Source organism: Sanguibacter sp. A247 (genome assembly GCF_052324925.1).
Taxonomy (GTDB): domain Bacteria; phylum Actinomycetota; class Actinomycetes; order Actinomycetales; family Cellulomonadaceae; genus Flavimobilis.
Genome location: NZ_JBQPRE010000004.1, coordinates 91,156 through 114,801 on the forward strand (window position 1 = coordinate 91,156; position 23,646 = coordinate 114,801).

Here is a 23,646-nt window from a genome sequence, read left to right on the forward strand (position 1 = left end):
AGCGAAGCGACACGGGGAGAGCGCAGACGATGACGGCACGGCGGGTTCGGCTCGGGGTCATGGGTGGCACCTTTGACCCCGTGCACAACGGACACCTCGTTGCCGCGAGCGAGGTCGCCTCGCGTTTCGAGCTCGACGAAGTCGTCTTCGTCCCGACGGGTCGCCCGACGTTCAAGCAGGACGTCCGCGTGACCGAGCCCGAGCACCGGTACCTCATGACGGTCGTCGCCACTGCCTCGAACCCGCGTTTCACGGTGAGCCGCGTCGACATCGACCGGCCCGGCCTCACCTACACGATCGACACGCTGCGCGACCTGCACGCTCAGCGACCCGATGCTGACCTCTTCTTCATCTCGGGAGCCGACGCGATCGCGCAGATCACGTCGTGGAAGGACGTCGACGAGCTCTTCGAGCTCGCGCACTTCGTCGCTGTCACGCGCCCGGGTCACGTGCTCGAGCTCGAGGGCCTCGACGCCTCGCGTGTGAGCGCGGTCGAGATCCCCGCGCTCGCGATCTCGTCGACGGACTGCCGTGAGCGCGCCCGCGAAGGACGGCCCGTCTGGTACCTCGTGCCCGACGGCGTCGTCCAACACATTCAGAAGCACCGTCTCTACGTGGATCAGTCATGACTACCCCGGAGCAGCCCATGTCAGCCGGAGCGCCCCTCACGCGTCGTCAGATGCGTGAGATCGCCGATCGTGAGGCGCGCGAACGCGCGCTGCAGGCCGAGGCACGGGCACGTGCCGAGCAGGCTGGCGAACGGCCTCCGCTGCGCCAGGCCGAGACGCAGCAGCCCGCGCAGCAGCCCGCGCAGCAGCCTGCGCGACAGGCGGGCGCCGCTGCGACACCGACGTGGGCCCGTACCTCCGAGCCCCAGCTGCCGCAGCGCGCCCCCGCTCCTCGCGTTCCGGTCGCAGAGCCAGCGCCGACGCGACGTTCGGTCCAGCACGTCCCTGACGTCGAGCCTGCGCCGCGGGCCCGGCAGGCTCCCATGGTCGTTCCCCCCTCGGTGACGGGGGCTGTGCGCACCGTCGACCCCACCGGGCGGATCACCCCCGTCCGACCGGTCGACCACACGGACCGCGGGCAGCAGGCCGGCCGGATGGAGCAGACGGGCCGCGTCGTCCAGGCAGACCGCACGGTGGCCGCCGCACCCGCGACCCCGCCGCCGACGGCCCACCCCGCGGCAGCCCGGGCTGAGAGGCCCCACGCGCCGGAGGTCCGTCGTCGTGAAGCTGCGGGCGCTGCTCCGGGTGCCGCTCAGGGCGCCGCGCCCGCGCGGCTCGGTGTGCGGGTTGCGGCCGCACGGGCCTCGGCAGGGGTGACGAGCCCGGTCAACCCGTCGGGCGGCGTGACGCCGCAGTCGGCAGCCCCGGCCCAGCCGCAGCGGACGTCGCTCGCAAGCGCGCCGTCGGCGCCGAGCGCATGGGCACCGGGCGAGGACGCGACGCGCCAGCGGATCGCTGCTCCGGCGCCGACCGTCGCTCCGGCCGGTACGCCTGCGCAGATACCCGCGCAGATTCCCGCGCTGGCGCCCGACCACGCGCCCGACGGACGGTCGACTCCGTGGGGCCCGGTCACGGGAGCCGGATCGATTCCGGTCGCGACCCCTGACGTGCCCCCGGCGTTCCCCCCGAGCGGGGCCGGCCCCCTCGGTGCGCGCCCCGTCGAGGCGGGAGCAGCGGGAGCTGCGGGAGCAGGGGGACCCGAGGCTCCGCTCAGGCCCGCGTGGGGTCAGGTCCTCGCCGAGGCACCTCAGCCCAGCACGGTCGAGGACCCCACCGACGACGCCTCCGCGCCCGAGCCGGACGCCCTCTTCGGGTTGTCCTGGCCGCAGATCATCATTCTCGTCGCGGTCGGCCTGCTGCTCGGTGTCCTTGTGTGGCTCCTCCTGGAGGCTCGCGCACAGGAGACGACCCCGGAGGCGAGCGGTCCTGTCGCCGCCGTCACGGTGTATTCGCGCGCACCCGGGATGCTCTGACCGTCATACTGGTGTGTCAACCGACCACTCTCACGAGGAGAACCGTGCCCGCCACCCAGCGTGCCCTTGACCTTGCCGTCGTCGCCGCCCGCGCGGCTGGCGACCTCAAGGCCGAAGAGATCATCGCCCTCGACGTCTCCGAGCAGCTCGTGCTCACCGACGTCTTCCTCATCGCTTCCGCGAGCAACGAACGCCAGGTCACCGCGATCAGCGACGCGATCGAGGAGGCCATGCACAAGGCCGGCTCGAAGCTCGTCCGCCGCGAGGGCCGCACCGAAGCCCGGTGGATCCTCCTCGACTTCGGCGAGGTCATCGCTCACGTGCAGCACGCTGAGGACCGCGTGTACTACTCGCTCGAGCGGCTCTGGAAGGACTGCCCGGTCGTCGAGCTGCCCGCCGACCTCCACGGTGCTCCCGCCGGTGACTCCGCGGAGCAGGACGCCCCGCAGGCATGAGAGCCGGAACGATCCTGCTGCTGCGGCACGGCCGGACGGCGTACAACGCTGAAGGTCGGCTGCAGGGGCAGGTCGACATCCCGCTCGACGACGTCGGCCGGTGGCAGGCCGGACAGGGCGCGGCCGCACTCGCCGCCACGCACCGCGTGACGCGCATCGTCGCGTCCGACCTCGTCCGGGCCGCAGACACCGCAGCGGTGCTCGGCGAGGCGGCGGGCGTGCCCGTGACGCTCGACGCGCGCGTGCGCGAGCGCGGATTCGGCCCCTGGGAGGGGCTGACGGCCGCCGAGATGCGTGAGGGATGGCCCGACGAATACACGGCGTGGCGTCACGGCGGCGAGCCCGTCGACGGCGCCGAGCCACGTCGTGCCGTCGCCGACCGTTTCGTCGAGGCGGTCGACGAGCACGCGGCAGGACTCACGCGTGACGACGTGCTGTGCGTCGTCTCACACGGCGCCGCGATCTCGACGGGAACGACCGCGCTGCTCGGCCTCGACGTCGACGCGTGGCGTGGGATCGTCGGCCTCACGAACGTGCACTGGGCGGAGCTGCGCGCCGGAGGAGCCGGCGCGACACCCGCGTGGCGGCTCGTGCGGTACGACGTCGGAGCCTCCTTCTCGCGTGACGAATGGACCTCGGGGCCCGATTGGATTTCTCGGCAAGGCTCTGCGTAGACTTACCGAGGCCCACCACGGTGGGTCACGCGGAAGGTGACTTTCACGGGGCTGTGGCGCAGCTGGTAGCGCACCTGCATGGCATGCAGGGGGTCAGGGGTTCGAATCCCCTCAGCTCCACCGGACGAAGGCCCGGACCATACGGTCCGGGCCTTCGACGTTCCCGCTGGGCGGTGGCCGAGCGGTTGCCTCAGCGGGCCTGCGCGTCGCCCTGGTCGGCCGCGAACGACGCGACGTAGGCGAGCGCCGAGTTCCAGTTGATCGTCAGCTCGTTGACGCCCCACGCGCCGATGTCGTCGATGTAGCACTGCTGGGGAGCGCAGCCCGCGAGCGACGCTGAGACGGGGTCGGGGACGTCCGAGTTGGGGCCGCCCGAGACGGTTCCCGCAGGCGGGTGGGGGAGCGAGGGGTCGGCCTGCGCCGCGTACCAGCGCGAGTGCTGGTTCTGCGCCGTGCGTGTCCCGTGCCCCGTGACGTAGGACAGGCCCATGGCGTTGCGCCCCAGGAGGTGGTCGAGGCCCGTGAAGACTCCCTGGCGGAACCGCGCCTCGCCCGTGAGGTCGAAGGCCGCAGCGAGCACCGCGAGGTTGTTGAGCAGAAGCCCGTTCGAGCCCCAGTCGTAGCGTCCAGACTCGGGCACGTACGCGGTGCCGAACGGCTGCGTCGCCTGTCGCGCGAGGGTCGCGTCGGCGGCCGTGACGACGGACTCACGCACCGCGGCGAGGCCCGGCAGATCGTTGGGCACGGTGGCGAGCTGGATCCGCGCATAGGCGCCGACGTGGCCCCAGTCGAAGGCCGCCGTCCCGAACGCCTCGGCGCCCCCGCCCACGTGGAAGGGGTTGGCGCGCAGCGCCGTCGCGTAGGAGTCGTCACCGGTCGTGAGGAAGAGCTCGACCGCGGCCCAGTAGCGCTCGTCGTCGAGCTCGGTGTCGTCGTAGGGGCCGCCGCCCGGGGCAGGGTGGAGGTTTGTGTTGGGTGCGAAGAGGTCCGGGGTGCGCTGTGCGGCCTGCCACGCCGTCGTCGCTGCGTCGAGGAGGCGAGCGGCGAACGCCGCGTCGAAGGGCTTGAAGAGGCGCGCGCCCTGCGCGGCCACGGCCGCGAGGTTGAGGGTTGCCGCGGTCGAGGGCCGGTGGAGGTAGCGCATGCGGTCGTCGTCGGCCGGCATGAGCGGGATGCCCGTCCATGCGTCGTCGTGCAGCTTGTGGTGGACCATGCCCGCGAGGTCCTCGCCGGCCGGCACCTGCATCCTGAGCATCCACTCGAGCTCCCAGCGCGCCTCCGAGAGGACGTCGGGCACGCCGTCACCGTGCTCCGGCACGCGCAGCGTCCCGTCCCCGAGCGCGTCCGCGTCACCCGTGGGCGCGTGCAACGCGCGCTCGTACGTGCTCATGAGCTGCCCGACGGAGATGCCGCCGTTGACGACGTACTTGCCGTGGTCACCGGCGTCGTACCAGCCGCCCGACACGTCGACCCTCCGCTCGCACGTCCAGCCGTCGTACATGTCGCGGCCGTCGAGCTCGAGCGTCCCCGCGGGCAGGCACGCGACGTCCGTGTCGCCGCGGTTGGGGCTCTCGCCTGTGTGCCCAGCCTTGCGGGCGTAGGCCTCGCCGGCGACAGCGCCGTCGATCGGCGTGCCCGAGCGCTGGGGGTAGAAGAAGCTGAGGGAGTCGACGCGCAGCGCGTCGTAGAGGTCGGCACCGATCGCGAACGGGTCGCTCGTCGCGCCGTCCGCCGTGAGCGTGTAGCCGGCCCCGGCCGCCGTCGTGCCCGAGAAGTCGATCGTGTGGACCGCGAGGCCCGCCGACGCGTCGGTTCCGCGCGGCACCGACGTGCCCTCGGCGACGACCGCACCGTCACGGTCCAGGGTCCACGGCACGGCCTCGGTCGCGTCGGTCACGAGCGTGGCGACCTTGTCCGCGAACGTCGGGTAGCCGACCTGGTTGACGCGAACCCGCGTCGTCTCGTCGGGCGTGCCGGTGGAGCCGTCGTACGTGGACAAGGATGCCTCCGAGATGCAGAAGGTGAACGGTGCGGATGTGCCGAGCTGGAGCGCGACCTGGCCGACGTCGCCGTCGGTGGCGGAGAGGGCGAGCGCGGCCGCGAAGTCGTGTTCGCTGCGCGTCGCCTCGGGCGTGAGCGCCTCGAAGGACTCGGTCGCGGTCCGGTAGGCGCCCGTCGCTTCGCCGACGACGACGCGCACGGTCGTCGCGGGCTCGGCGCTCGCGGTGAGTGCGAGCCGGTAGGCCGTGCCCGCCTCGACCGCGAGGCCGTTGAACGTCAGGCCGACGTCCCACGGGTTGGCCGCGCCGCCCGGCAGGTCGATGCATGTCGCGCCGTCGCGCTGCGTGGGTGCGGCGTCCGTCCCGTAGAGCGTCCACGGGCCGAGGCCGTCGGCGAACGATGGGTGGGGGAGGAGCTCGGGGCCTGTCCGGGCCTCCGCGACCTGTGTCGCGGTGCTCGCCGAGGGGCTCGGCTCGTGCGTCGCGACGGCGGTCGGGGCTGGGGTGTCGTCGGCGGGGCTGCACGCGGCGAGCGCGAGCGTGAGCCCGAGTGCTGCGGCGACGGCGCGCGCTGCGCGCGAGGTGGTGACCACGATGTCCTCCACGGCCGGTGTGGGAGCGCTTCCAAGCGTCGTGGGCAGTCTCGCCCACGGTGTCGTGGGCGTCAAGCCGCACCCACCGCCCGACGCCGACGCCGACTCCTCTCGCCCGCCCCTGCGCGTAGGCTCGGCGCGTGAGAATCACCCCTGCGCGCATCTCCGCCACGCCCGCGACCACCCTCGTCATGCTCGTCGTGATCGCGGGCGCAGCCACGGCCGCGGTCACGGCATGCGCGCCGATCGACGCCGACGCGTCGTCCCCCGAGACCGCCCCGGCCACGGTGTCTGCGCCCGCGGCGCCGGGCAGCACGTCGGGCCCCTCCGAGGAGGACCTGCCGCCGGGGTGGGACGAGCCCGGTGACGGACCCGCGCCGGTGCCCGCCGATGCGCTCTCGCCCGAGCAGCTGCTCGCCCTCGTGCGGCTGCCCGCGACCGGAGCCACGACCGCGGCGACATGCACGGAGGTCGACGCCCACCTGAGGTTCGTCGACGCAGCGCTCGGGCACCGCTTCGGCGTGCTCACCGTCGAGAACACCGGTGGCGGGCCCTGCGAGCTCGTCGGGTACCCGGGACTCGGAGGACGCGGCGCCTGGGGCTCGACGTTCCAGTGGGCGCTCGAGCAGCGCGACCCGGTGAACCCTGACGCGACGCAGGACCCCGTGCGCCTCGCCCCGGGCGAGCACGCGGTCGCCAACCTCGAGTGGACGGGCGAGCTCGCAGGAGCCGCGTCGGAGCGCTTGGCCCTCGCGGTCGTGCAGATGGCTGCCGAGACCACGCCCGTCGCGATCGTCATCGCCCCCGACGGGGCACCGGGAGAGCCTGACGCCGGCTTCGACATCGGCATGTCGACCACGGTACGCATCGGTCCGTTCGCCCTGCTTGCGCGCACGACGTCACCCTGACGCGGCCCGTCCGGGAGCGGACCGCTACCGCGCCGGGCGTTCCCCCGCGGAGGTGGGCACGGTGAGCGAGTCCAGGAACGCGCGCAGCTGGCCGGCCGTCGAGACGAGGCTGGGGCGCGTCACCTCGCAGACGAGCCGATCGGTCTCGGGGACGCCGTCACCGAGAACTGTCACGACCGCGGACTCGAGCACAACCGTGCCCTCAGGCGTCACGGTGAGCGTGATCGTCACGCCGGCCTCGGGGATCTCGACGGACGGAACGGGTGAACCAGCCTCGAAGGTCTGGGACGCGAGGAGGTACGCGTCCGCGAGCCGTGCCACCGCGCGCGAGGGGACCTTGCGGCCGAGGTAGCAGACGAGCTTGTGCGACGTGAGCACCTCGATGTCGACGAGAAGCATCCCGTCAGGGCCCGCAGACAGCCGGCGCGGATCCGGGACGGGAACCAGCCCGAACTCTGCCCCCGAGGGAGACACAAGCCGCCCCACCATCCCGCTGTTCCTCATGTGTGTCCCCCTGAGCTCTCACGTCGGCGACGAGCCGCAGCCGTGTGCCACGGCCTGCCTGGCGCGGTGCCACGACGGCCTGATCCGTCGTGCCTCAGACGGTAGCGCCAGCCACCGACGTTCGACGCCCTGCGACCGCGATCTCACCCCGCCGAGCCGCCCGGATCCTCCGACGGGGAGGCCGGACCGTCCTCGCACATGCGCGCACCATGCGTCCGTGCGACGTTGGAGGTCCACCGACGAACGGAGCACACCATGGATGTCACGCCCGTGACGACTCTCGACCTCGAGCGTTACCTCGGCCTGTGGTACGAGATCGGTCGGTTGCCCATGAAGCATGAGGACGACGCGTCCCGCGACGTCACCGCGGAGTACTCGCTCGAGCCTGACGGTCACGTGCGGGTCGACAACAGGTGCCTCGACGCACAGGGCGACCCCACGCAGGCCCTCGGACAGGCGACCCCGGACGACGCTCGACCCGGCCAGCTTGAGGTGACGTTCCTGCCGACGGGCCTGCGCTGGATCCCGTGGACGAGCGCCGACTACTGGGTCCTGCGCATCGATGACGCCTACACGACGGCGCTCGTCGGAACCCCCGACCACGCGTACCTGTGGCTGCTCGCACGCGCACCGCACATCGATGGCGCCATCGAAGCGGCCTATCGTGCGACTGCCGAGGAGCAGGGCTTCGACCTCGGCCCCTGGATCCGCACACCGCAGTCGGGCGGTCGAGTGACGGACGAGCAGCTCGCGGCCGCCGGGTGACCGGAGGTCGCGTCCCGCGAGCCGTCCCCTCCCGCGTGCCGTCGCGCCGCGGGACGCGACGACGCACCAGGTGAGGCCCCCGGAGCTGCACGGCGCTGCCGGACGGGACCAAGGGACTACGTTCCCGGCCTGACATGCCGATATGCATGAACCCTAGGAAGATGGACGGCACCGCTCGCACCTGACTCCGGTCATCGCACACCGACGCCGTCCGTGCGGGGCGCAAGGGCGCGCCCCCCGACGTGGGAGGTTGGCATGGCCACGTACGTACACCGGTTCGCCGAGGGCGGCAAGGACGACAAAGACCTGCTCGGCGGCAAGGGCGCGAACCTCGCCGAGATGGTGAAGATCGGCCTACCCGTCCCGCCCGGATTCACCATCACGACCGAGGCGTGCCGCGCCTATATGCGCGACGGCGTCGTCCCACCCGAGCTGCGGGTCGAGGTGACCATGGGAATCCGAGAGATCGAGGACGCGCTCGGACGCCAGCTCGGTGACGTCCGCGATCCGCTGCTCGTCTCCGTGAGATCTGGCGCGAAGTTCTCGATGCCCGGAATGATGGAGACGGTGCTCAACGTCGGGCTCAACGACGCGTCCGTGCGCGGGCTCGCACAGCTCGCGGGGGACGAACGCTTCGCGTGGGACTCCTACCGCAGGCTCATCCAGATGTTCGGCCGCACCGTTCTCGGCCTCGACGGCGACCTCTTCGCCGACGCTCTCGACGCGCTCAAGGAGGAGCGCGGTGCGGCGAGCGACGTCGATCTCACGGCCGACGACCTCAGGCGGCTCGTCGCCACGTACAAGGCGATCGTCCTCGACCGCACGGGCCGCGAGTTCCCCCAGCACCCCAGGGAGCAGCTCGACCTCGCGATCGAAGCGGTCCTCAACTCGTGGAACACCGAACGTGCGCGCCTCTACCGTCGTCGCGAGCGCATCCCGGACGACCTCGGCACGGCCGTCAACGTCTGCACCATGGTCTTCGGCAACCTCGGCGACGACTCCGGGACCGGCGTGTGCTTCACGCGCGACCCCGCCACCGGGCACAGCGGCGTCTACGGCGACTACCTTCCCAACGCGCAAGGCGAGGACGTCGTCGCGGGGATCCGCAACACCTACCCTCTCGCCCGCCTGGAAGAGATCGACCCCGTGTCCTACCGCGAGCTCCTCGCCGCGATGCGCAAGCTCGAGACGCACTACCGCGACCTGTGCGACATCGAGTTCACGATCGAGCGCGGCAAGCTCTGGCTCCTGCAGACCCGTGTCGGCAAGCGCACGGCGGCCGCCGCGTTCCGGGTCGCGACCCAGCTCGTCGACGAGCACCTCATCACGATGGACGAGGCGATCTCCCGTACGACGGGGGAGCAGCTGACACAGCTGATGTTCCCGCAGTTCGACCGGTCGGGGGCAACGACGCTCCTCACGCACGCCATGGCCGCCTCACCGGGCGCCGCCGTCGGTGAGATCGTCCTCGACAACGCGCAGGCCGAGGCCCGTGCGGCCGAGGGCGTCTCGGTGATCCTCGTCCGCCGCGAGACCAACCCCGACGACCTGCCGGGCATGATCGCCGCGGCAGGCATCCTCACGGCGCGCGGCGGCAAGACGTCCCACGCCGCCGTCGTCGCCCGCGGCATGGGCATCTGCGCGGTCGTGGGCGCCGAGAAGCTCGACGTCGACGTCGCCCGGCAGGAGGTCCGGGTCGACGACCGCATCCTGCGGCCCGGGGACGTCATCGCGATCGACGGGTCCACGGGCGAGGTCTTCCTCGGCGATGTGCCCGTCATGGACTCGCCCGTCATGCGCTACCTCTCCGACGGTCTCGAGGCGGGCCTCGAGGCAGCGCCCGACGACGCGACCCGCGAGCTTGTGACGGCTGTCGATCGCGTCCTCGATCACGCTGACGCCGTGCGCACCATGGGGGTGCGCGCGAATGCCGACTCGGCCGACGACGCGCTGCGTGCCCGCGCCCGCGGCGCGGAAGGGATCGGCCTGTGCCGCACCGAGCACCAGTTCCTCGGTGAACGTCGGCACTTCGTCGAAGCGGTCGTCCTCGCGGAGACGGATGCCGAGCGTGAAGCCGCGCTCACCGAGCTCCTGCCCATGCAGCGCGGCGACTTCGTCGGGCTGCTCGAGGCGATGGACGGGCTGCCCACGACGATCCGCCTCATCGATCCGCCGCTGCACGAGTTCTTGCCCGACCTCACCGAGCTCTCGGTGCGGGTCGCGCTCGCGGAGCGCGACGGCGGCGCCGACCCCCACGACGTCAAGCTCCTTGCGGCCGTGAGCCGGATGCACGAGCAGAACCCGATGCTCGGCCTGCGGGGCGTGCGCCTCGGCCTGAAGATCCCGGGGCTGTTCGCGCTGCAGATCCGAGCGGTGGCTGAGGCGACCGTCGAGCTGCGCGAGCGGGGCCGCGACCCGCGGCCCGAGATCATGGTGCCGCTCGTTGGCTCGGTGCGGGAGCTCCAGCTCGTGCGCGACGAGGCGCTCGGGATCCTCACGGAGGTCGGGCGTGCGGCGGGACAGCTGCTCGACCTACCCGTCGGGTGCATGATCGAGCTGCCACGGGCAGCGCTCACCGCGCATCGCATCGCCGAGGAGGCGGACTTCTTCTCGTTCGGGACGAACGACCTCACGCAGACGACGTGGGGGCTCTCGCGCGACGACGTGGAGGGCGCGTTCTTCCACGACTACCTCGACAACGGTGTCCTCACGATCTCCCCGTTCGAGACGATCGATGCCGTCGGCGTCGGTGCACTCGTGAGAGTCGGGGTCGAGGGTGGTCGGTCGACGAAGCCGGACCTCAAGATCGGCGTGTGTGGCGAGCACGGCGGGGACCCGGAGTCGATCCGGTTCTTCCAGTCGGCCGGGCTCGACTACGTCTCGTGCTCACCGTTCCGTGTGCCCGTCGCGCGCCTCGAGGCGGCCCGCGCCGCGGTCGAGGCGGGGAGCGAGTCCACCGCGTGAGGTGAGGTTTGTGGGCTGAGGGGACGATCAGCTCACGGGTGCGGGACCCCCGCACACCGACGGGCCTGCACGCATCCAGCGTGCAGGCCCGTCGGCGTGGGTTACGCGTGAGCCGCGCGGTACCCGGCAAGCACCTCGTCGATGACGGCGGACGTGCGCAGTGCGGACCGGCCCGTGCTCGGGGACTCACCCTGACCCGTGAGCTCGTCGACGATCAGCTGGATGAGCGGCTGCTGCACGTGCTCGGGGTAGGACGCCTGGATCTCGCGGTCCGCGCCGTCGACGCGGACGCGGATCGGAGCCTCGCCGAAGCACGGGAAGCGCACCGAGCCGCGCGTCCCGTGGATCGCGATCTCGTCGGCGTGCTCGTCGGCGTCGTACGCCCACGTGCCCGTTCCCACGGCGCCCGACGCCCACCGGAACGTCGCCACGACGTGGTCCTCGGCAGCGGAGTCGCCCGTGACGTTCGTCGCGATGCCGTGCACCTCCTCGACCGGGCCGAGCAGGTGGTCGAGCCAGTCGAGCGCGTGCGAACCGAGGTCGACGAACAGGCCGCCGCCCGAGAGCTCCGGCTGCAAGCGCCACGGCGCCTCGCTGCCCGGCTCGACCCGCGCGCGAGGGCCGACGTTCCGCACCGACACCGTGCGCACCTCGCCGATCTCGCCCGAACGCACGAGGTCCTCCACGACCCTGAAGCGAGGCATGGCGCGGCGGTAGTACGCGACGAAGAGCGGGACGCCCGCGGCGTCGCACGCCTCGATCATCGCGCGGCACTCCTCGCCCGTGCGCGCCATCGGCTTCTCGACGTAGACCGGCTTGCCCGCGGCAGCGACCCGGATCGCGTAGTCCGCGTGCGAGCCGGGAGGCGTCGCGATGTACACCGCGTCGACCTCGGGGTCGTTGATGAGCGCGTCAGCGTCGTCGTACCAGCGGGGCACGCCGTGACGGGCCGCGTAGTCGGCGGCCTTCGCGCCGTCGCGGCGCATGACGGCGACGAGGGAGGACCGCTCGGCCTTCTGGAAACCAGGGCCCGACTTGTGTTCGGTGACATCGCCGACGCCGATGATGCCCCAGCGGACGTGAGTGAGAGGTGCGTTCATGCGCACACGCTATCGGGGAACGCGACGGTCGTGTGACACGGACGTGCCCGGGAACCGTCGGGCGGGACGGCTCCCGGGCACTCGATCGTGCGCGCCGCTGTGACGCGCGGGCGCGTCAGCCGGCGCTGCGACCACCGTCGATGACCCACACCTGGCCGGTCACGTGCGAGGCCTCGTCGCTCGCGAGGAACGCGGCGACGTTCGCCATCTCCTCGGGCTCCCCGACACGGCCCTGAGGCACCTGTGCGGCGAGGCCCTCGAGCAGCTCGGGGTCGAGCTTGTCGAGCCACGGGGTACGCGTGACGCCGGGACCGATCGCGTTGACGCGAATGTTGTCGCCCGCGTACTCGAGGGCTGCGGTCTTCGTCATCATGACGATCGCACCCTTCGACGTGATGTAGGCCGCCGCGGTGGGCGTCGCGAAGAGACCGCCGATCGAGGCGGTGTTGACGATCGAGCCGCCTCCCTTGGCGAGCATGAGCCGCAGCGCGACCTGCTGGACGCGGAACGCCTGACGCACGTTGATCCGGATGACGCGGTCGAAGTCCTCGATCGGGTACTCGTGCGACCGCACGGCCGGGCCGTTGATGCCGACGTTGTTCGCGAGGATATCGATGCCGCCGATCTCGTCGCGCAGGTAGGTCTCGAGCGCGTCGATCGCGTCGTCGTCGTCGACGTCGAGCGAGTAGCCCACGGCGCCGCCGCCGATCTCGGCCGCTACCTGAGATTCCTTGCCGCTCAGATCGGCGACGATGACGCGTGCGCCCTCGGATGCGAGCTTGCGTGCGATCGCCGCGCCGATTCCCTGGCCGCCGCCGGTGACGAGTGCGGTTCTGCCTTCGAGCCTCGTGGTCATGGTGCCCTCCTGGTTCCATCGGTGGGGCCGACGAGCCGTGTGGAGCGCGCTGCGCCGGACCCTGTTCTTACACCGTGTCATTAAAGAGTCGACGGTTCGAGAGACGATGGTCCTAGGCCAAGAGGTCAGGCCTCCTCGACGAGATCGAGGTACGCAGCCGCGGGTTCCCGGCCTGCGTCAGCGACCCTGCCACGGCGGAAGAGCTCGAGGACCCGCGGGTCGACGTAGGACGCACGGGCGACCGCGGGCGTGTTCCCGAGGACGTCGGCCGTGGCAACGATGGCCGCACGGATGGCACGCTCCTGCTCGCGCGGGTCGTCGAGAGCCCCCGCCCGTGCGAGCTCACGCGCAGCGGTCGCCGAGCCGAGCAACGTCCGCAAGTCCTTGGTCGTGGCGTCCGTGCCGGTGACGTCGCGCACGTACGCGTTGAGCTCAGCCGCCCGGACCGGGATCCACCGCCTCCCGTCGCGGTGCGCGAGCAGCCGTGCGCGCGCCGAACGCCCGCGGGTCAGTGACCGGACCGCCACAGCAAGGTCATGGTCCGTCGTCGAGACGTGCCAGTGCAGGCCGCTCTTGCCGGGGAAGTCGAGGGTGACGGTCTCGGCGGCGACCGTGGCGTGACTGACGGCAAGCGTCGTCAGACCACGGTGTCCCGTGACGGCGGTGTGCCGAGCGTCGCCGACCCGGATCCCCACCGTGTCGACGAGGCGGAAGCCGGCCGCGAGAGCGCGCCCACGGCTGCCCGGGTCGGACCGAAGGTCGCGTCTGACCCGGGCCCGCGCTTGCGGGAGAGCCGTGGCCAGGCCGGGCAGGCGCGCGAACTTCGCAGCGCCCTGCGCCTCGATCCACGCCGGGTGATAGATGTACTGCCTCCTGCCCGCGCCATCGGTCCCCGTCGCGAGGATGTGGCTGCGGGGGTTCGGGGAGAACCACACGTCGCGCCACGCAGGTGGCACGGCGAGGGCTCGCAGCCGCTCGACGACGTCCTCATCGCGGATGCGCGCACCCTGCTCGTCGACGTACGTGAAGCCCGTGCCTGCACCACGTCGACCCCAGCCGCGCGCGTCCAGGTGGGCGCGGACCAGACGGACCATGTCAGTGCGAGCGCAGCAGCCGGACGAGCTCGGCCTTGCGCAGATGCGAGTAGCCCGTGAGGCCCAGCTCCTTCGCGCGAGAGCGTAGCTCGCGCACCGTCCGCTCCGAGTAGTCGTCGGCAGCTCCGCCGCGTCGACCGACCGTGGAACGGCCCTGGGCCGCGGCCGCGTTCGAGATGCGGGCCGCCTTCTCCTTGGACGCGCCGTCGTGCCGCAGCGTCTCGTAGAGCTCGGGATCCTTGAGCTGAGGTGTCGTCGTGCGGGGCATGTCGACCTCCATGTCTGGCGTGCTTCCATCGTGGCCACACACTGCCCTGCACGCCAGCGGAGCCGAGGTGCACGCCCTGAGAACGCGACCTAGCGTTGCTGGTGACGGTCTGCGCCGTCCGGCGCGGGCTCCCCTCACGCAGAGGAGCGCACCATGTCCCACTCCCAGCCATTCCCGCCGCAGCAGCAAGAGCCGCCCGGCCTCACCGCACCCATGGATCCCCAGCCCGACCACGGCGAGACGAGCTACGTGGGCCACGACCGGCTCCGAGGACTACGCGCGCTCATCACAGGCGGTGACTCCGGCATCGGGCGCGCCGTGGCCATCGCCTACGCGCGCGAAGGCGCGGACGTCGCGATCTCCTACCTTGCCGAGGAGCAGGCCGACGCTGAGGAGACCGCGCGCTGGGTCCGCGAGGCGGGCCGGACGTGCGTTCTGCTGCCGGGCGACCTGCGCGACGAAGAGGTGTGCCAGGGCGTCGTCGCCGCTGCTGCCGACGGCCTGGGCGGCCTCGATGTCCTCGTCAACAACGCGGGCTACCAGATGGCACGTCGGGACTCCGTCCTCGATGTGACGACCGACGACCTCGACCGCGTGATGAAGACGAACCTCTACGCCCTCGTCTGGCTCGTCAAGGCGGCGCTGGCGCACCTGAGCAGCGGGTCGAGCATCATCAACGTCTCGTCCATCCAGGCCTACCAGCCCTCGACGACGCTCCTCGACTACGCGTCGACCAAAGCCGCGATCAACAACCTCACGGTCAACCTTGCGGCCGAGCTCGGACCGCGCGGCATACGGGTCAACGCGGTCGCGCCGGGTCCCATCTGGACCCCCCTGCAGCCCGCGACGCAGCCACCCGAGAAGATCGAGAAGTTCGGGTCCGACACTCCGCTCGGGCGAGCCGGGGAGCCCGCCGAGTGCGCTCCCGCGTTCGTCTTCCTCGCGGCTCCGCGCGAGGCGAGCTATGTCTCCGGGACCGTCCTGGGCGTCACGGGCGGCAAGCCGGTGTTCTGAGACGGGTCGCGGACAAGTGCGGGCCCGGGACCACGTGGTCCCGGGCCCGCACTCGCTCGCGCGTCAGGCGTGCTGTCCGGCGTGGACGCCCTCGCCGATCTCCTCGACGAGCTTGTCGTTGAACGCCGGCAGGTCATCGGGCGTGCGGCTCGAGACGAGACCCTGGTCGACGACGACCTCCTCGTCGACCCATTCCGCGCCCGCGTTGCGCAGGTCGGTGCGCAGGCTCGGGTAGGACGTCAGGGTGCGGCCGCGGACGACGTCGGCCTCGACGAGAAGCCAGGCACCGTGGCAGATGACGCCGACGGGCTTGCCGGCCGCGAAGAACGCGCGGGCGAGCTCGACGGCCGCGCCGTCGAGACGCAGGTGGTCGGCGTTGACGACACCACCGGGCAGGACGAGGGCGTCGTACTCGTCGGCCGAGGCCTCGCCCGTCGTCCGGTCGACGGTGTGCTCGTGGCCGTTCTTGCCGGTGAGCGTGCCCGTCTCGGGGGCGATGAGGTGGGCGGTCGCGCCGTGGCCGGTGACCGCCTCCCAGGGGCTCATGAGCTCGGAGTCCTCGAAGCCGTTCGTGGCGACGAACGCGATCTTCTTGCCGGTGAGATGTGACATGGTGCCTCCTTCTCTCGGGTTCCCCTCAAGGGTCTTCTACGCCATCACTGTCCGCTGGTCGGCGGCACCGGAGGCGTGCTCATCGTCGGTGGGGGCGTGTGGCCCTCGTCGTCGCGGTGGAACGCGTGAGTGACCTTGTCCTTGAGCGCCGAACCGGCCTCGCCCGCAACCTCGCCGACCTTGGCGCGGACGGCGGTGCTCGCGGCGCCCGCGGCTTCGGCAGCACGCTCCTTCGCGGAGTCGACGACCTCCTGGACACGGTCGTCGGCGAGCACGGAGCGTGCCTTGGCCTTGATCTCCTCGTAGCGGGCGCGGCCTGCCCGGCTTCCGAGCACGTACCCGACTGCAGCACCCGCGAGGAACGTCATCTTCGAACCCATGGGTTCGTCCTTCCGTCGTGTCCGGTGGCCTTCTTGGCCCGTTTCTCCATCGTGCGCCGCGCCTCGGCGGTGCGCATCTGGGCGGGTCGATGGTGGCACCCGGGTCGCGCGGGTGGCTTCGACCCTGTCGCTGCGCACGAGGACGTCGGCCTCGTCGCGCGGCTGCGTGCGCTGCCGGTGAGGATCGTCGCGTCGGACGTCGTCGACGTCCTCACGTCAGGCCGGACGGAGGGCCGGGCGCCGCACGGGTACGCGCAGTACCTGCGCGAGCGGTTCACGCAGACCGGATCGACTGCGGTCGCTCCGTGCTGACGATCGCGTGGCAGGATCATTGGTAGGCCGCGCCAGTGGCCGTCGACCGACGGAGGTTGCCGTGCGTCAGATCATCGTCACCGCGTTCATGTCGCTCGATGGCGTCATGGAGGCGCCCGGCGGCGAGGCGGGGTACCGCAACTCGGGGTGGACGTTCACGGGCGTCGAGTTCGACGCGGCCGCGTACGAGCTCAAGGGTCGCGAGGAGGAGCAGGCCGGCGGGCTGCTGCTCGGCCGTCGCAGCTACGAGGCGTTCGCGCCCGTGTGGCCGCAGATGGACGACTTCGCGCGGTACAACACGCTGCCGCGCTGGGTCGTCTCGACGACGCTCGACCACGACGACGAGCGCTGGCCCGCCACCGTCCTGCGGTCGGTCGACGACGTCGCGCGACTGCGCGAGTCGGACGGTGGCCCGCTTCTCGTCCATGGCTCGGCGACGCTCGGCCGGTCGCTCGCGGACGCGGGGCTCGTCGACCGCTACCACCTGCTCGTCTTCCCGCTGCTGCTCGGCGCTGGCCGTCGGTTGTTCTCGGGCGCGGACAAAGACCTCACGAAGCTCGACCTCGTCGAGCACGAGACGTATGGCAACGGTATCCAGATGGCGATCTACGACGTCGTGCGCTGACGCCCGAGGCCTTAGCTGGTCGCGGCGAGCGTGAGCGTCGCGAGCGCGACCGTGAGCGGCGCCACCACGAGGCCGAGCGCCATGTAGCCGCCCCAGCGCACGCTCACACCGAACTGACTGAGCCGCTCGTGCCACAGGAGCGTCGCAAGCGACGCCCACGGCGTGATGAGCGGACCCGCGTTGACGCCGACGAGCAGCGCCATGAGCCGCAGGGGGGACCCGGCGACAGGCTCGAGCGCGAGGTAGGCGGGCAGGTTGTCGACGAGGTTCGCGCCGAGCATGCCCGTCGCGGCGACGCGCAACAGGTCGAGAGTGCCGTCCCCGTCGCCCGCGATGCGCGCGAGCCACGCGCTGAGACCCGCGCCGTGAGCGGCCTCGAACACGACGAAGAGCCCGCTCACGAGCACGAGCGTCGGCCACGGCACGAGCGTCCACCGCAACGAGTCGCGCTCGCGGACCGCGAACGCGACGACGAGGACGGCGGCTGCGGTGACGGACGGGATCCAGACCGGCACGCCTGAGACGAGCGCGGGCACGAGCAGTGCGACGGTGAGCCCCGAGATGCGCAGCAGCGTGGCGTCCCGCGGCGAGGGCGGCGACCCGTCGCGGTGGTGGCGGCCCGTGAGCGCCCGCCGGAACAGCACGAGCACGACGAGCATGGGGACGAGGGTCGCGACGAGTGCGGGCGCCCATGCGAGGCGCGCAAACTCGAGCGGGCTCTGGTTCCCGAGCACGTCGAGCGCGAGCAGGTTCGTGAGGTTCGACGACGGGAGCCACAGCGAGCCGGCGTTCGCGAGCCACACGGTCGTGAGCGCGAACGGCAGGGGAGCGACGTCGATGTGCCGAGCGAGCACGACGACGACGGGAGTGAGGAGGACGGCCGTCGTGTCGAGTGAGAGGAACGCCGTCGAGACGGCTCCCGCGAGGACGACGAGCCCCCACAGCGCGAACGTGCTGCCGCGACCCCAACGGGCGACGCGCGCGGCGACCGCGTCGAAGAGGCCAGCGCGGGCGGCCAGATCGGTGACGACGGTCATGCCGACGACGAACGCCAGGACGGGGCCGACCCGGGCCGCGAGGTGCGCGACGTCTGCGGGCGCGAGCACACCGATCGCGACGAGGAGCGCCCCGGCCCCGAGCAGGGCGAGGCCGACGAGAGTCGTGCGCATGAAGGCTCCGGAGGCATGAGCGTGGACGGGCGGACCCGTCGTCGGGCCTTCCTAGCCGCGGATCGGGCTGGCCGAGGACGATCGTAGCGGGCGTCCGGCCGGCACAGCCGAAACCCCGCACGCCGTGGAGGTGGCGTGCGGGGTTGCGACTCCGAGGCCGGGGCACCCCTGCCTGGCCCTCGGCGACCGCGGCGTCCCGCGTTCGTGTGCACCGTCGTCTGCAGCGAGACCGCCGGTCGTCCTTAGCGCGCGGGCAGCTCCCCGAGGGAAGTTCCCACGCCGACGTCGAGGATGCGCGCAGCATGCGCGGCGACCTCGTCGACGAGCCTGTCGCGGCAGCCGTCGCAGTCCATGACGTACCCCGCTGCTGCGACCGATGTCCGCACCCATGCGGGCACGTCGGCCGGGTCGAACGCGTCGCGCACGGCTGCGATCACGTCGGCGTCGTCGCGCGGCTCGAAGCCTTCTGGCCCGCGCACGTACAGCGTGAGCAGCGCGGCGGCGGCGAAGCCCGTGCGGGGTGCGTCGCGCCCGTCCTTGAACGCCGACAGGAGCACGGGCAGGTTGCGCGCACCCCACTTCGAGACCGAGTTGAGCGCGATGTCTGCGAGGCGATGGTGCAGGTAGGGGTTGCCGAAGCGTTCGACGATCGTCGCGGCAAAGGTCCGCAGCTCCTCGCGAGGCTCCGCGATCGAGGGAAGAATCTCGTCCTCGAGCAGCGCGTCGAGGTAGGCGCGCACGTCGGGACGCTCGAACGCCTCACGCACCGTCTCGCAGCCCAGCTGGAGCCCGACGGCTGCCATGGCGGTGTGCAAGCCGTTGAGGATCTTGACCTTCTTTGCGCGGAAGGGCCTGATGTCGTCCATGAACTTCACGGGCTGCCCCGCGCGGTCGAGGGGCAGCACCTCACGGACGACCGGGTCGCCGCCGATCGCCCACACGCCGAAGTACTCGCCCTTGACGACGACGTCGTCCGCGAAGCCCAGCTCCGCCTGGATCTCGCCGATCTCGTCCCGAGGGAAGCCGGGAACGATGCGGTCGACGAGCGTGTCGTGGAACGAGTTCGCCGTGAGCACCCACTGCTCGAACTCTGCGCCCCACTCGGCTGCACGTGCGTGGCGCAGCACGTACTCGCGCAGGGTCGTCGCGTTGTCCTCGATGAGCTCGCAGCACACGATCCGCACGCCTGCGTCGGGGGCGCCCTCGAATGTGAGGTAGCGGTCGTGGAGCAGCGCCGCGACCTTCGCCGGGAACGACGCGGGTGGCTGTGCGGCGAGGTCATCATCCTCGACCCAGGCGATCCCGGCCTCGGTCGTGTTCGAGACGATGACCTTGAGGTCGCGGGAGAGGTAGAGCTCGCGGTACTCCGCAAACTGCTCGTGCGCTCGCACGATGCGCTCGATGACGTCGATGCGCGTGAACTCCCGCACCGGTTCACCCGCGCGGACGCCCTCGAGCAGCACGTGGTAGAGCCCGTCCTGCTCCTCGAGCAGCTCGAGCGCGCGGTCCGGGCCCGGGGTCGCGTGGACGACGGCGACGCCCGCGTTCATCACGCCGGCCTCGTTCGCGGCGTGGATCATCTGGTCGACGAACGCGCGCAGGAAGTTGCCGCCACCGAACTGCAGGACGGTCACGGGACGCGACGTCCGGCCCACGGCCGACGCCGAGAGGCGGGGAAGGGACACGGTCGTCACAGGGCACCTCCGGAGCGGTACGCGCGACGAGGCAGGGTGTAGGCAAGGTCGACCGCCGTGTCGGCTGCCTCGTCGAGCGTGAGCCGGTGCTCCGCGACGAGCCGTGCGAGGTAGCCTGCGTCGACGCGGCGGGCAAGGTCGTGACGCGCGGGGATCGAGCAGAACGCACGGGTGTCGTCGACGAATCCCGACATGTTCGAGAACCCCGCGGTCTCCGTCACTGCCTCGCGGAAGCGACGCATCGCGTCCGGGGCGTCGAGGAACCACCACGGGGCACCGAGCCTCACCGAGGGGAACACTCCCGCGAGGGGTGCGAGCTCGCGCGAGTACACGGTCTCGTCAATCGTGAAGAGGACCGTGCGGAACCGGGGGTTGTGCCCGAAGGCCTCCAGCATGGGCCGCACGCCGCGCGCATAGTCGACGGCGAGCGGGATGTCGTAGCCCGTGTCAGGCCCGATCCGGCGTGCGACAGCAGAGTCGTAGTCGCGCAGCACTCCCGGGTGGATCTGCATGACGAGGCCGTCCTCGGCGCTCATCGCAGCCATCTGGAAGAGCATGTGGCCCGCGAACACGCGCGCCTGCTCGGGCGTCACCTGGCCCGCGCGTGCCGCGGCGTACAGACGTGACGCCTCTGCCTCCTCGAGCGGGTGCGTGTCGACCCCGAGGTGCCCGTGGTCCGTCGCGAGAGCACCGGCCGCGACGAAGCGCGCGCGCTGGGAGCGCAGCGCCTCGAGGAACCTGGCATACGTGCCGACGTCGAGACCTGCGGCCGCACCCAGCGCGTCGACGTCGGTCGTCCACGACGGACGGTCGAGGTGACAGACGGCATCGGGCCGGAACGTGGGCAGGACGCGCGCACCGTACCCGTCGGCCGCGAGACGAGCGTGGTCGCTGAGCGTCGACCACGCGTTGTCGGTCGTCGCGATCGTCTCGATCGAGAAGCGGTCGAGGAGCGCGCGCGGGCGGAAGGTTGGCTCGCGCAGCACGGACTCGATCTGGTCGTAGATCGCGTCGGCGTTCGCCTCGCTCGGCTGCTGCGTCACGCCGAAGATCTCGACGAGCTCGTGCTCGAGCCAGAAGCGTGACGGCGTGCCGCGGAAGTGCTTCCACCCCGCGCAGAAGCGACGCCAGATGGTGCGCGGCTCCGATTCTGCAGACGAAGTGTGTGCCGAGCCGATCGGCGTGACGCCGAGGTCCTCGGGCCGTGCGCCTTGCGAGACGAGCATCCGGACGACGTAGTGGTCGGGCACGACGAGCAGGTGGGCGGGGTCGGTGAAGGCGTTGTCGGCGGCGAACCACTCGACCGGGACGTGCCCGTGCATCGAGACGATCGGCAGATCCGTGGTGGTCGCGTAGATCTCGCGTGCGAGGGCCCGCACCTGCGGGTCGGCCGGAAGGGCGCGGTCGGGGTGAAGGGAGAGCGAGGTGTCCGCGAGGGACGACGGTGAGGTCATCAAGGGCTCCAGGTGGCGCGTGTGGTTCAGGACTGCCGACGACGCATCTCGGCGGCGAGTAGGAGGAACGGCCCGACGCCCTTGTGGTCGTTGGTGACGATCGGTTCGCTCATGTAGTACGCGTAGGACCCGTCGCGGCGGGTTGCCCCACCGAGCCCGGCGACCTCGCACATGCGGTGGACGTTGACCCAGCCCTCGGCTGTGACAGACAGGAAGGACTCGGTCGCACTGGCCCATCCGGTCTCGAGCGCGCGTTCCCACGCGTCGCCCGTGAGCCGGCCCGTCCGTAGGGACGTGGCTATCGCGGTGAGGATCATGAGCGAGCCCGAGGACTCGAGGTAGTTGAGCGGGCGGTCCGGCTGGTCAGGGATCTGGAACCAGAGGTTCGTCGCGGGGTCCGCGTGCCGCTGGACGGCCTCGAGGAGCGCGACGAGGTTCGCCTCGACCCGGTCCCGGCCCGCGACGTCCGCGGGCAGGTGCTCGAGCACGTCGACCATCGCCATCGCGAACCAGCCGAGCGCGCGCAGCCACACGTGGGGGGAGTGCCCCGTGGCGGGGTCGGCCCAGTACATCGAACGGGTCTCGTCGTACGCGTGCACGCACAGGCTGGAGCTGGGGTCGAGGCTTGCGTCGTACGCGGCGAGGAACTGGTGGACGACGTCCGCGTAGAGCTCGGGACGATCGAAGGCACCCGCTGCGCGCGCGTAGAACACCGAGCCCATGTAGAGGCCGTCGAGCCACATCTGCCGGGGGTAGATCTGCTTGTGCCAGAAGCTCCCGTTGTCGAGGCGCGGCTGGTGCTCGAGCTGGTCGAGCAGGGTGAGCGCGGCCGTGCGGTAGCGCTCGTCGCCCGTCTCCTCCCAGAGGGAGAGGACGGCCTTGCCGTTGTTCACGTGGTCGAGGTTCCACTCTTCGCGCACGTACCCGTGAATCTCGCCGTCCGGGCCGACGAACGCGTCGATGTTCTCCTTGACGTAGTCGAGGTAGCGCTGCTCGCCCGTGACAGCGGCGATCTCGCGGACGCCGTCGAGCACGAGCCCATCCTCGTAGCGCCACTTCCGTGCGGGGCTGATGCTTGGCTCGCGGCCGAGCATCGTCTCGGCGCCGAGCCGGGCCCAGTCCGCGGCCTTGGGGTCGAGGCGGAAGGAGTCGGGGGTCATGCGTTCTCTCCGAGGGGTGAAGGGGCGACGAAGCGGGTGGTGAGCGAGCCGAGGCCGGTCGCGGTGATCGTCACCGCGTCACCGTCGGCCAGCGGCACGTGCGAGGCCGAGGCGTCGGCGGTCTTGGCGGCCGAGCCGGTCGCGACGACGTCGCCCGGCTCGAGGGGGATGACCTGGCTGAGCAGGTGGAGGAGGCGCGGGACGGGGAAGACCATCTGGGAGGTCGTCGCGCGGGCGACGATGACGCCGTCGCGTTCGACCTCGAGCTCGACGTCCTCGAGCTCGCCGGCCTCGTCGACCGTGACGACGGCAGGTCCGAGCTGGCCGAACCCGTCGAAGTTCTTGCCGAGGGTCCACTGGCTCGTCGCGTGCTGCCAGTCGCGCGCCGTGACGTCGTCGTAGAGCGTGTACCCGGCGACGTGCGCCATGGCGTCGGCCTCGGCGACGTCCTGCATGCGGCGGCCGACGACGATCGCGATCTCGCCCTCGTAGTCGACCGCGGCGGGGATGCGGGGCAGGACGACGTCGTCGTGCGGGCCGCTCAGCGCGTTGCGCGTCTTGACGAAGACGTTGGGCGTCGTGGGCAGCGCGCCGTCGCGCGCGGGGCCGCGGTGGCCCTCGTAGTTGTAGCCGATCGCAAGGACCTGGCCGGGACGGACGGGCGGTGCGAGCCGCACGTCGTCGAGCGACGGGCAGGTGGCGAGGTCTGCGGCTGCGATCGCGGCGCGTGCCGCGTCGGCGAGGGCGGGGTCCGTGAGGAGGTCGAGGGTCGTGGCCGCGACGCCGGCGAGGTCGACGACGCGCGTGGTGCCGTCGTGCTCGACGAGCGCGCCGGGGCGCTCGGAGCTCTCGTGGACGTGGGTGACGAGTCGCAACGGTCCTCCTGGGGACGATGAAGGCGCACGCCTTCGAGAGGGAAGGGAAGGGGCCTCGGGCGAGGGCGGCCGGGCACGGGTGTGCGGGTGGTGCGGATGGTGCTGGGGACCGGGGGGGGGGGGGGGGGGGGGGGGGGGGGGGGGGGGGGGGGGGGTGGGGGGGGNACCGCGCGGTCCGGGCCGTGAGGC

The 23,646-nt window shown here is 71.7% G+C and carries 23 protein-coding genes and 1 tRNA gene; 11 read left to right on the forward strand and 13 right to left on the reverse strand.

What is annotated here, in order from left to right; genetic code table 11:
* Positions 1–29 precede the first annotated feature (29 nt).
* From nadD to ACTVCO_RS10595, 5 genes are all read left to right on the forward strand, one after another.
* The gene (gene nadD / locus ACTVCO_RS10575) at positions 30–629 is read left to right on the forward strand and encodes a nicotinate-nucleotide adenylyltransferase (protein ID WP_443728390.1); all 600 of its coding nucleotides are present in this window, start codon (positions 30–32) and stop codon (positions 627–629) included.
* On the forward strand, positions 626–1,981 hold the full coding sequence (locus ACTVCO_RS10580; RefSeq protein ID WP_443728391.1) for a hypothetical protein: 1,356 nt from the start codon (positions 626–628) through the stop codon (positions 1,979–1,981). The genes nadD and ACTVCO_RS10580 overlap by 4 nt, the downstream gene beginning before the upstream one ends.
* Before the next feature lie 44 nt (positions 1,982–2,025).
* Entirely contained in the window at positions 2,026–2,436 is a 411-nt protein-coding gene (gene rsfS, locus ACTVCO_RS10585; protein WP_443728392.1) for a ribosome silencing factor, read from the forward strand.
* Positions 2,433–3,110 carry a histidine phosphatase family protein gene (locus tag ACTVCO_RS10590; RefSeq protein ID WP_443728393.1) on the forward strand — a complete coding sequence of 226 codons (678 nt, stop codon included), beginning with the start codon at positions 2,433–2,435 and terminating at the stop codon, positions 3,108–3,110. Before rsfS ends, ACTVCO_RS10590 begins: the two co-directional genes overlap by 4 nt.
* A 47-nt stretch (positions 3,111–3,157) precedes the next feature.
* Positions 3,158–3,230: transfer RNA gene (locus ACTVCO_RS10595), tRNA-Ala, on the forward strand.
* Between the two features lie 70 nt (positions 3,231–3,300).
* On the opposite strand, the gene ACTVCO_RS10600 is transcribed toward ACTVCO_RS10595, so the two are convergent.
* Positions 3,301–5,703: a glycoside hydrolase family 9 protein gene (locus ACTVCO_RS10600; RefSeq protein WP_443728394.1), complete on the reverse strand. Its 2,403-nt coding sequence runs from the start codon at positions 5,701–5,703 to the stop codon at positions 3,301–3,303.
* Positions 5,704–5,843: 140 nt separating this feature from the next.
* Here ACTVCO_RS10600 and ACTVCO_RS10605 point away from each other — a divergent pair, with 140 nt between their 5' ends.
* On the forward strand, positions 5,844–6,611 hold the full coding sequence (locus ACTVCO_RS10605; protein WP_443728395.1) for a DUF4232 domain-containing protein: 768 nt from the start codon (positions 5,844–5,846) through the stop codon (positions 6,609–6,611).
* Positions 6,612–6,635: 24 nt separating this feature from the next.
* On the opposite strand, the gene ACTVCO_RS10610 is transcribed toward ACTVCO_RS10605, so the two are convergent.
* Positions 6,636–7,115 carry a hypothetical protein gene (locus ACTVCO_RS10610; RefSeq protein WP_443728396.1) on the reverse strand — a complete coding sequence of 160 codons (480 nt, stop codon included), beginning with the start codon at positions 7,113–7,115 and terminating at the stop codon, positions 6,636–6,638.
* Between the two features lie 255 nt (positions 7,116–7,370).
* On the opposite strand from ACTVCO_RS10610, the gene ACTVCO_RS10615 reads away from it, so the two are divergent.
* Both ACTVCO_RS10615 and ppdK read left to right on the forward strand, forming a co-directional pair.
* On the forward strand, positions 7,371–7,880 hold the full coding sequence (locus ACTVCO_RS10615) for a lipocalin family protein (protein WP_443728397.1): 510 nt from the start codon (positions 7,371–7,373) through the stop codon (positions 7,878–7,880).
* A 255-nt stretch (positions 7,881–8,135) separates the two neighbouring features.
* Positions 8,136–10,844: a pyruvate, phosphate dikinase gene (gene ppdK / locus ACTVCO_RS10620; RefSeq protein WP_443728398.1), complete on the forward strand. Its 2,709-nt coding sequence runs from the start codon at positions 8,136–8,138 to the stop codon at positions 10,842–10,844.
* 101 nt (positions 10,845–10,945) lie between these two features.
* On the opposite strand, the gene ACTVCO_RS10625 is transcribed toward ppdK, so the two are convergent.
* The 4 genes from ACTVCO_RS10625 to ACTVCO_RS10640 form a co-directional block, all read right to left on the reverse strand.
* Positions 10,946–11,944 (reverse strand): Gfo/Idh/MocA family protein, encoded by a 999-nt coding sequence (locus ACTVCO_RS10625; protein ID WP_443728399.1) that lies wholly within the window; start codon positions 11,942–11,944, stop codon positions 10,946–10,948.
* 115 nt (positions 11,945–12,059) lie between these two features.
* Positions 12,060–12,800: an SDR family NAD(P)-dependent oxidoreductase gene (locus ACTVCO_RS10630; RefSeq protein WP_443728400.1), complete on the reverse strand. Its 741-nt coding sequence runs from the start codon at positions 12,798–12,800 to the stop codon at positions 12,060–12,062.
* A gap of 125 nt (positions 12,801–12,925) precedes the next feature.
* The gene (locus ACTVCO_RS10635) at positions 12,926–13,894 is read right to left on the reverse strand and encodes a DNA topoisomerase IB (RefSeq protein ID WP_443728401.1); all 969 of its coding nucleotides are present in this window, start codon (positions 13,892–13,894) and stop codon (positions 12,926–12,928) included.
* A gap of 1 nt (position 13,895) precedes the next feature.
* A complete protein-coding gene (locus ACTVCO_RS10640; protein WP_443728402.1) occupies positions 13,896–14,162 on the reverse strand; it encodes a DUF7218 family protein in 267 nt (88 codons plus the stop codon).
* A gap of 153 nt (positions 14,163–14,315) precedes the next feature.
* Between ACTVCO_RS10640 and ACTVCO_RS10645 the strand changes: the two genes are divergently transcribed.
* On the forward strand, positions 14,316–15,176 hold the full coding sequence (locus ACTVCO_RS10645) for an SDR family oxidoreductase (protein WP_443728403.1): 861 nt from the start codon (positions 14,316–14,318) through the stop codon (positions 15,174–15,176).
* Positions 15,177–15,239: 63 nt separating this feature from the next.
* On the opposite strand, the gene ACTVCO_RS10650 is transcribed toward ACTVCO_RS10645, so the two are convergent.
* Together ACTVCO_RS10650 and ACTVCO_RS10655 are read right to left on the reverse strand one after the other, a co-directional pair.
* Entirely contained in the window at positions 15,240–15,788 is a 549-nt protein-coding gene (locus tag ACTVCO_RS10650) for a type 1 glutamine amidotransferase domain-containing protein (RefSeq protein ID WP_443728404.1), read from the reverse strand.
* Between the two features lie 44 nt (positions 15,789–15,832).
* Positions 15,833–16,168, reverse strand: a complete 336-nt coding sequence (locus ACTVCO_RS10655; protein WP_443728405.1) for a YtxH domain-containing protein — start codon at positions 16,166–16,168, stop codon at positions 15,833–15,835.
* A 33-nt stretch (positions 16,169–16,201) separates the two neighbouring features.
* On the opposite strand from ACTVCO_RS10655, the gene ACTVCO_RS10660 reads away from it, so the two are divergent.
* Positions 16,202–16,480, forward strand: a complete 279-nt coding sequence (locus ACTVCO_RS10660) for a hypothetical protein (protein ID WP_443728406.1) — start codon at positions 16,202–16,204, stop codon at positions 16,478–16,480.
* Positions 16,481–16,541: 61 nt separating this feature from the next.
* The gene (locus ACTVCO_RS10665) at positions 16,542–17,105 is read left to right on the forward strand and encodes a dihydrofolate reductase family protein (RefSeq protein WP_443728407.1); all 564 of its coding nucleotides are present in this window, start codon (positions 16,542–16,544) and stop codon (positions 17,103–17,105) included.
* Between the two features lie 11 nt (positions 17,106–17,116).
* Here the strand turns inward: ACTVCO_RS10665 and ACTVCO_RS10670 are convergent, their stop codons facing one another.
* The 5 genes from ACTVCO_RS10670 to ACTVCO_RS10690 form a co-directional block, all read right to left on the reverse strand.
* The gene (locus ACTVCO_RS10670) at positions 17,117–18,274 is read right to left on the reverse strand and encodes an SLC13 family permease (protein ID WP_443728408.1); all 1,158 of its coding nucleotides are present in this window, start codon (positions 18,272–18,274) and stop codon (positions 17,117–17,119) included.
* Between the two features lie 242 nt (positions 18,275–18,516).
* Positions 18,517–19,968, reverse strand: coding sequence for a tagaturonate reductase (locus ACTVCO_RS10675; RefSeq protein WP_443728409.1), 1,452 nt, complete (start codon positions 19,966–19,968; stop codon positions 18,517–18,519).
* Positions 19,965–21,422, reverse strand: coding sequence for a glucuronate isomerase (gene uxaC, locus ACTVCO_RS10680; protein WP_443728410.1), 1,458 nt, complete (start codon positions 21,420–21,422; stop codon positions 19,965–19,967). Before uxaC ends, ACTVCO_RS10675 begins: the two co-directional genes overlap by 4 nt.
* A 26-nt stretch (positions 21,423–21,448) precedes the next feature.
* Complete coding sequence (locus tag ACTVCO_RS10685; RefSeq protein WP_443728411.1) at positions 21,449–22,582, reverse strand: glycoside hydrolase family 88/105 protein; 1,134 nt, start codon at positions 22,580–22,582, stop codon at positions 21,449–21,451.
* Positions 22,579–23,457 (reverse strand): fumarylacetoacetate hydrolase family protein, encoded by an 879-nt coding sequence (locus tag ACTVCO_RS10690; RefSeq protein ID WP_443728412.1) that lies wholly within the window; start codon positions 23,455–23,457, stop codon positions 22,579–22,581. The genes ACTVCO_RS10685 and ACTVCO_RS10690 overlap by 4 nt, the downstream gene beginning before the upstream one ends.
* Between the last annotated feature and the right edge of the window lie 189 nt (positions 23,458–23,646).

Excerpts from the sequence above, each read along its gene's own strand:
- nadD (WP_443728390.1), top strand. The coding sequence starts at position 30 with ATGACGGCACGGCGGGTTCGGCTCGGGGTCATGGGTGGCACCTTTGAC.
- ACTVCO_RS10580 (WP_443728391.1), top strand. The coding sequence starts at position 626 with ATGACTACCCCGGAGCAGCCCATGTCAGCCGGAGCGCCCCTCACGCGT.
- ACTVCO_RS10590 (WP_443728393.1), top strand. The coding sequence starts at position 2,433 with ATGAGAGCCGGAACGATCCTGCTGCTGCGGCACGGCCGGACGGCGTAC.
- ACTVCO_RS10610 (WP_443728396.1), bottom strand. The coding sequence starts at position 7,115 with ATGAGGAACAGCGGGATGGTGGGGCGGCTTGTGTCTCCCTCGGGGGCA.
- ACTVCO_RS10615 (WP_443728397.1), top strand. The coding sequence starts at position 7,371 with ATGGATGTCACGCCCGTGACGACTCTCGACCTCGAGCGTTACCTCGGC.
- ppdK (WP_443728398.1), top strand. The coding sequence starts at position 8,136 with ATGGCCACGTACGTACACCGGTTCGCCGAGGGCGGCAAGGACGACAAA.
- ACTVCO_RS10625 (WP_443728399.1), bottom strand. The coding sequence starts at position 11,944 with ATGAACGCACCTCTCACTCACGTCCGCTGGGGCATCATCGGCGTCGGC.
- ACTVCO_RS10630 (WP_443728400.1), bottom strand. The coding sequence starts at position 12,800 with ATGACCACGAGGCTCGAAGGCAGAACCGCACTCGTCACCGGCGGCGGC.
- ACTVCO_RS10635 (WP_443728401.1), bottom strand. The coding sequence starts at position 13,894 with ATGGTCCGTCTGGTCCGCGCCCACCTGGACGCGCGCGGCTGGGGTCGA.
- ACTVCO_RS10640 (WP_443728402.1), bottom strand. The coding sequence starts at position 14,162 with ATGCCCCGCACGACGACACCTCAGCTCAAGGATCCCGAGCTCTACGAG.
- ACTVCO_RS10645 (WP_443728403.1), top strand. The coding sequence starts at position 14,316 with ATGTCCCACTCCCAGCCATTCCCGCCGCAGCAGCAAGAGCCGCCCGGC.
- ACTVCO_RS10650 (WP_443728404.1), bottom strand. The coding sequence starts at position 15,788 with ATGTCACATCTCACCGGCAAGAAGATCGCGTTCGTCGCCACGAACGGC.
- ACTVCO_RS10655 (WP_443728405.1), bottom strand. The coding sequence starts at position 16,168 with ATGGGTTCGAAGATGACGTTCCTCGCGGGTGCTGCAGTCGGGTACGTG.
- ACTVCO_RS10670 (WP_443728408.1), bottom strand. The coding sequence starts at position 18,274 with ATGCGCACGACTCTCGTCGGCCTCGCCCTGCTCGGGGCCGGGGCGCTC.
- uxaC (WP_443728410.1), bottom strand. The coding sequence starts at position 21,422 with ATGACCTCACCGTCGTCCCTCGCGGACACCTCGCTCTCCCTTCACCCC.
- ACTVCO_RS10685 (WP_443728411.1), bottom strand. The coding sequence starts at position 22,582 with ATGACCCCCGACTCCTTCCGCCTCGACCCCAAGGCCGCGGACTGGGCC.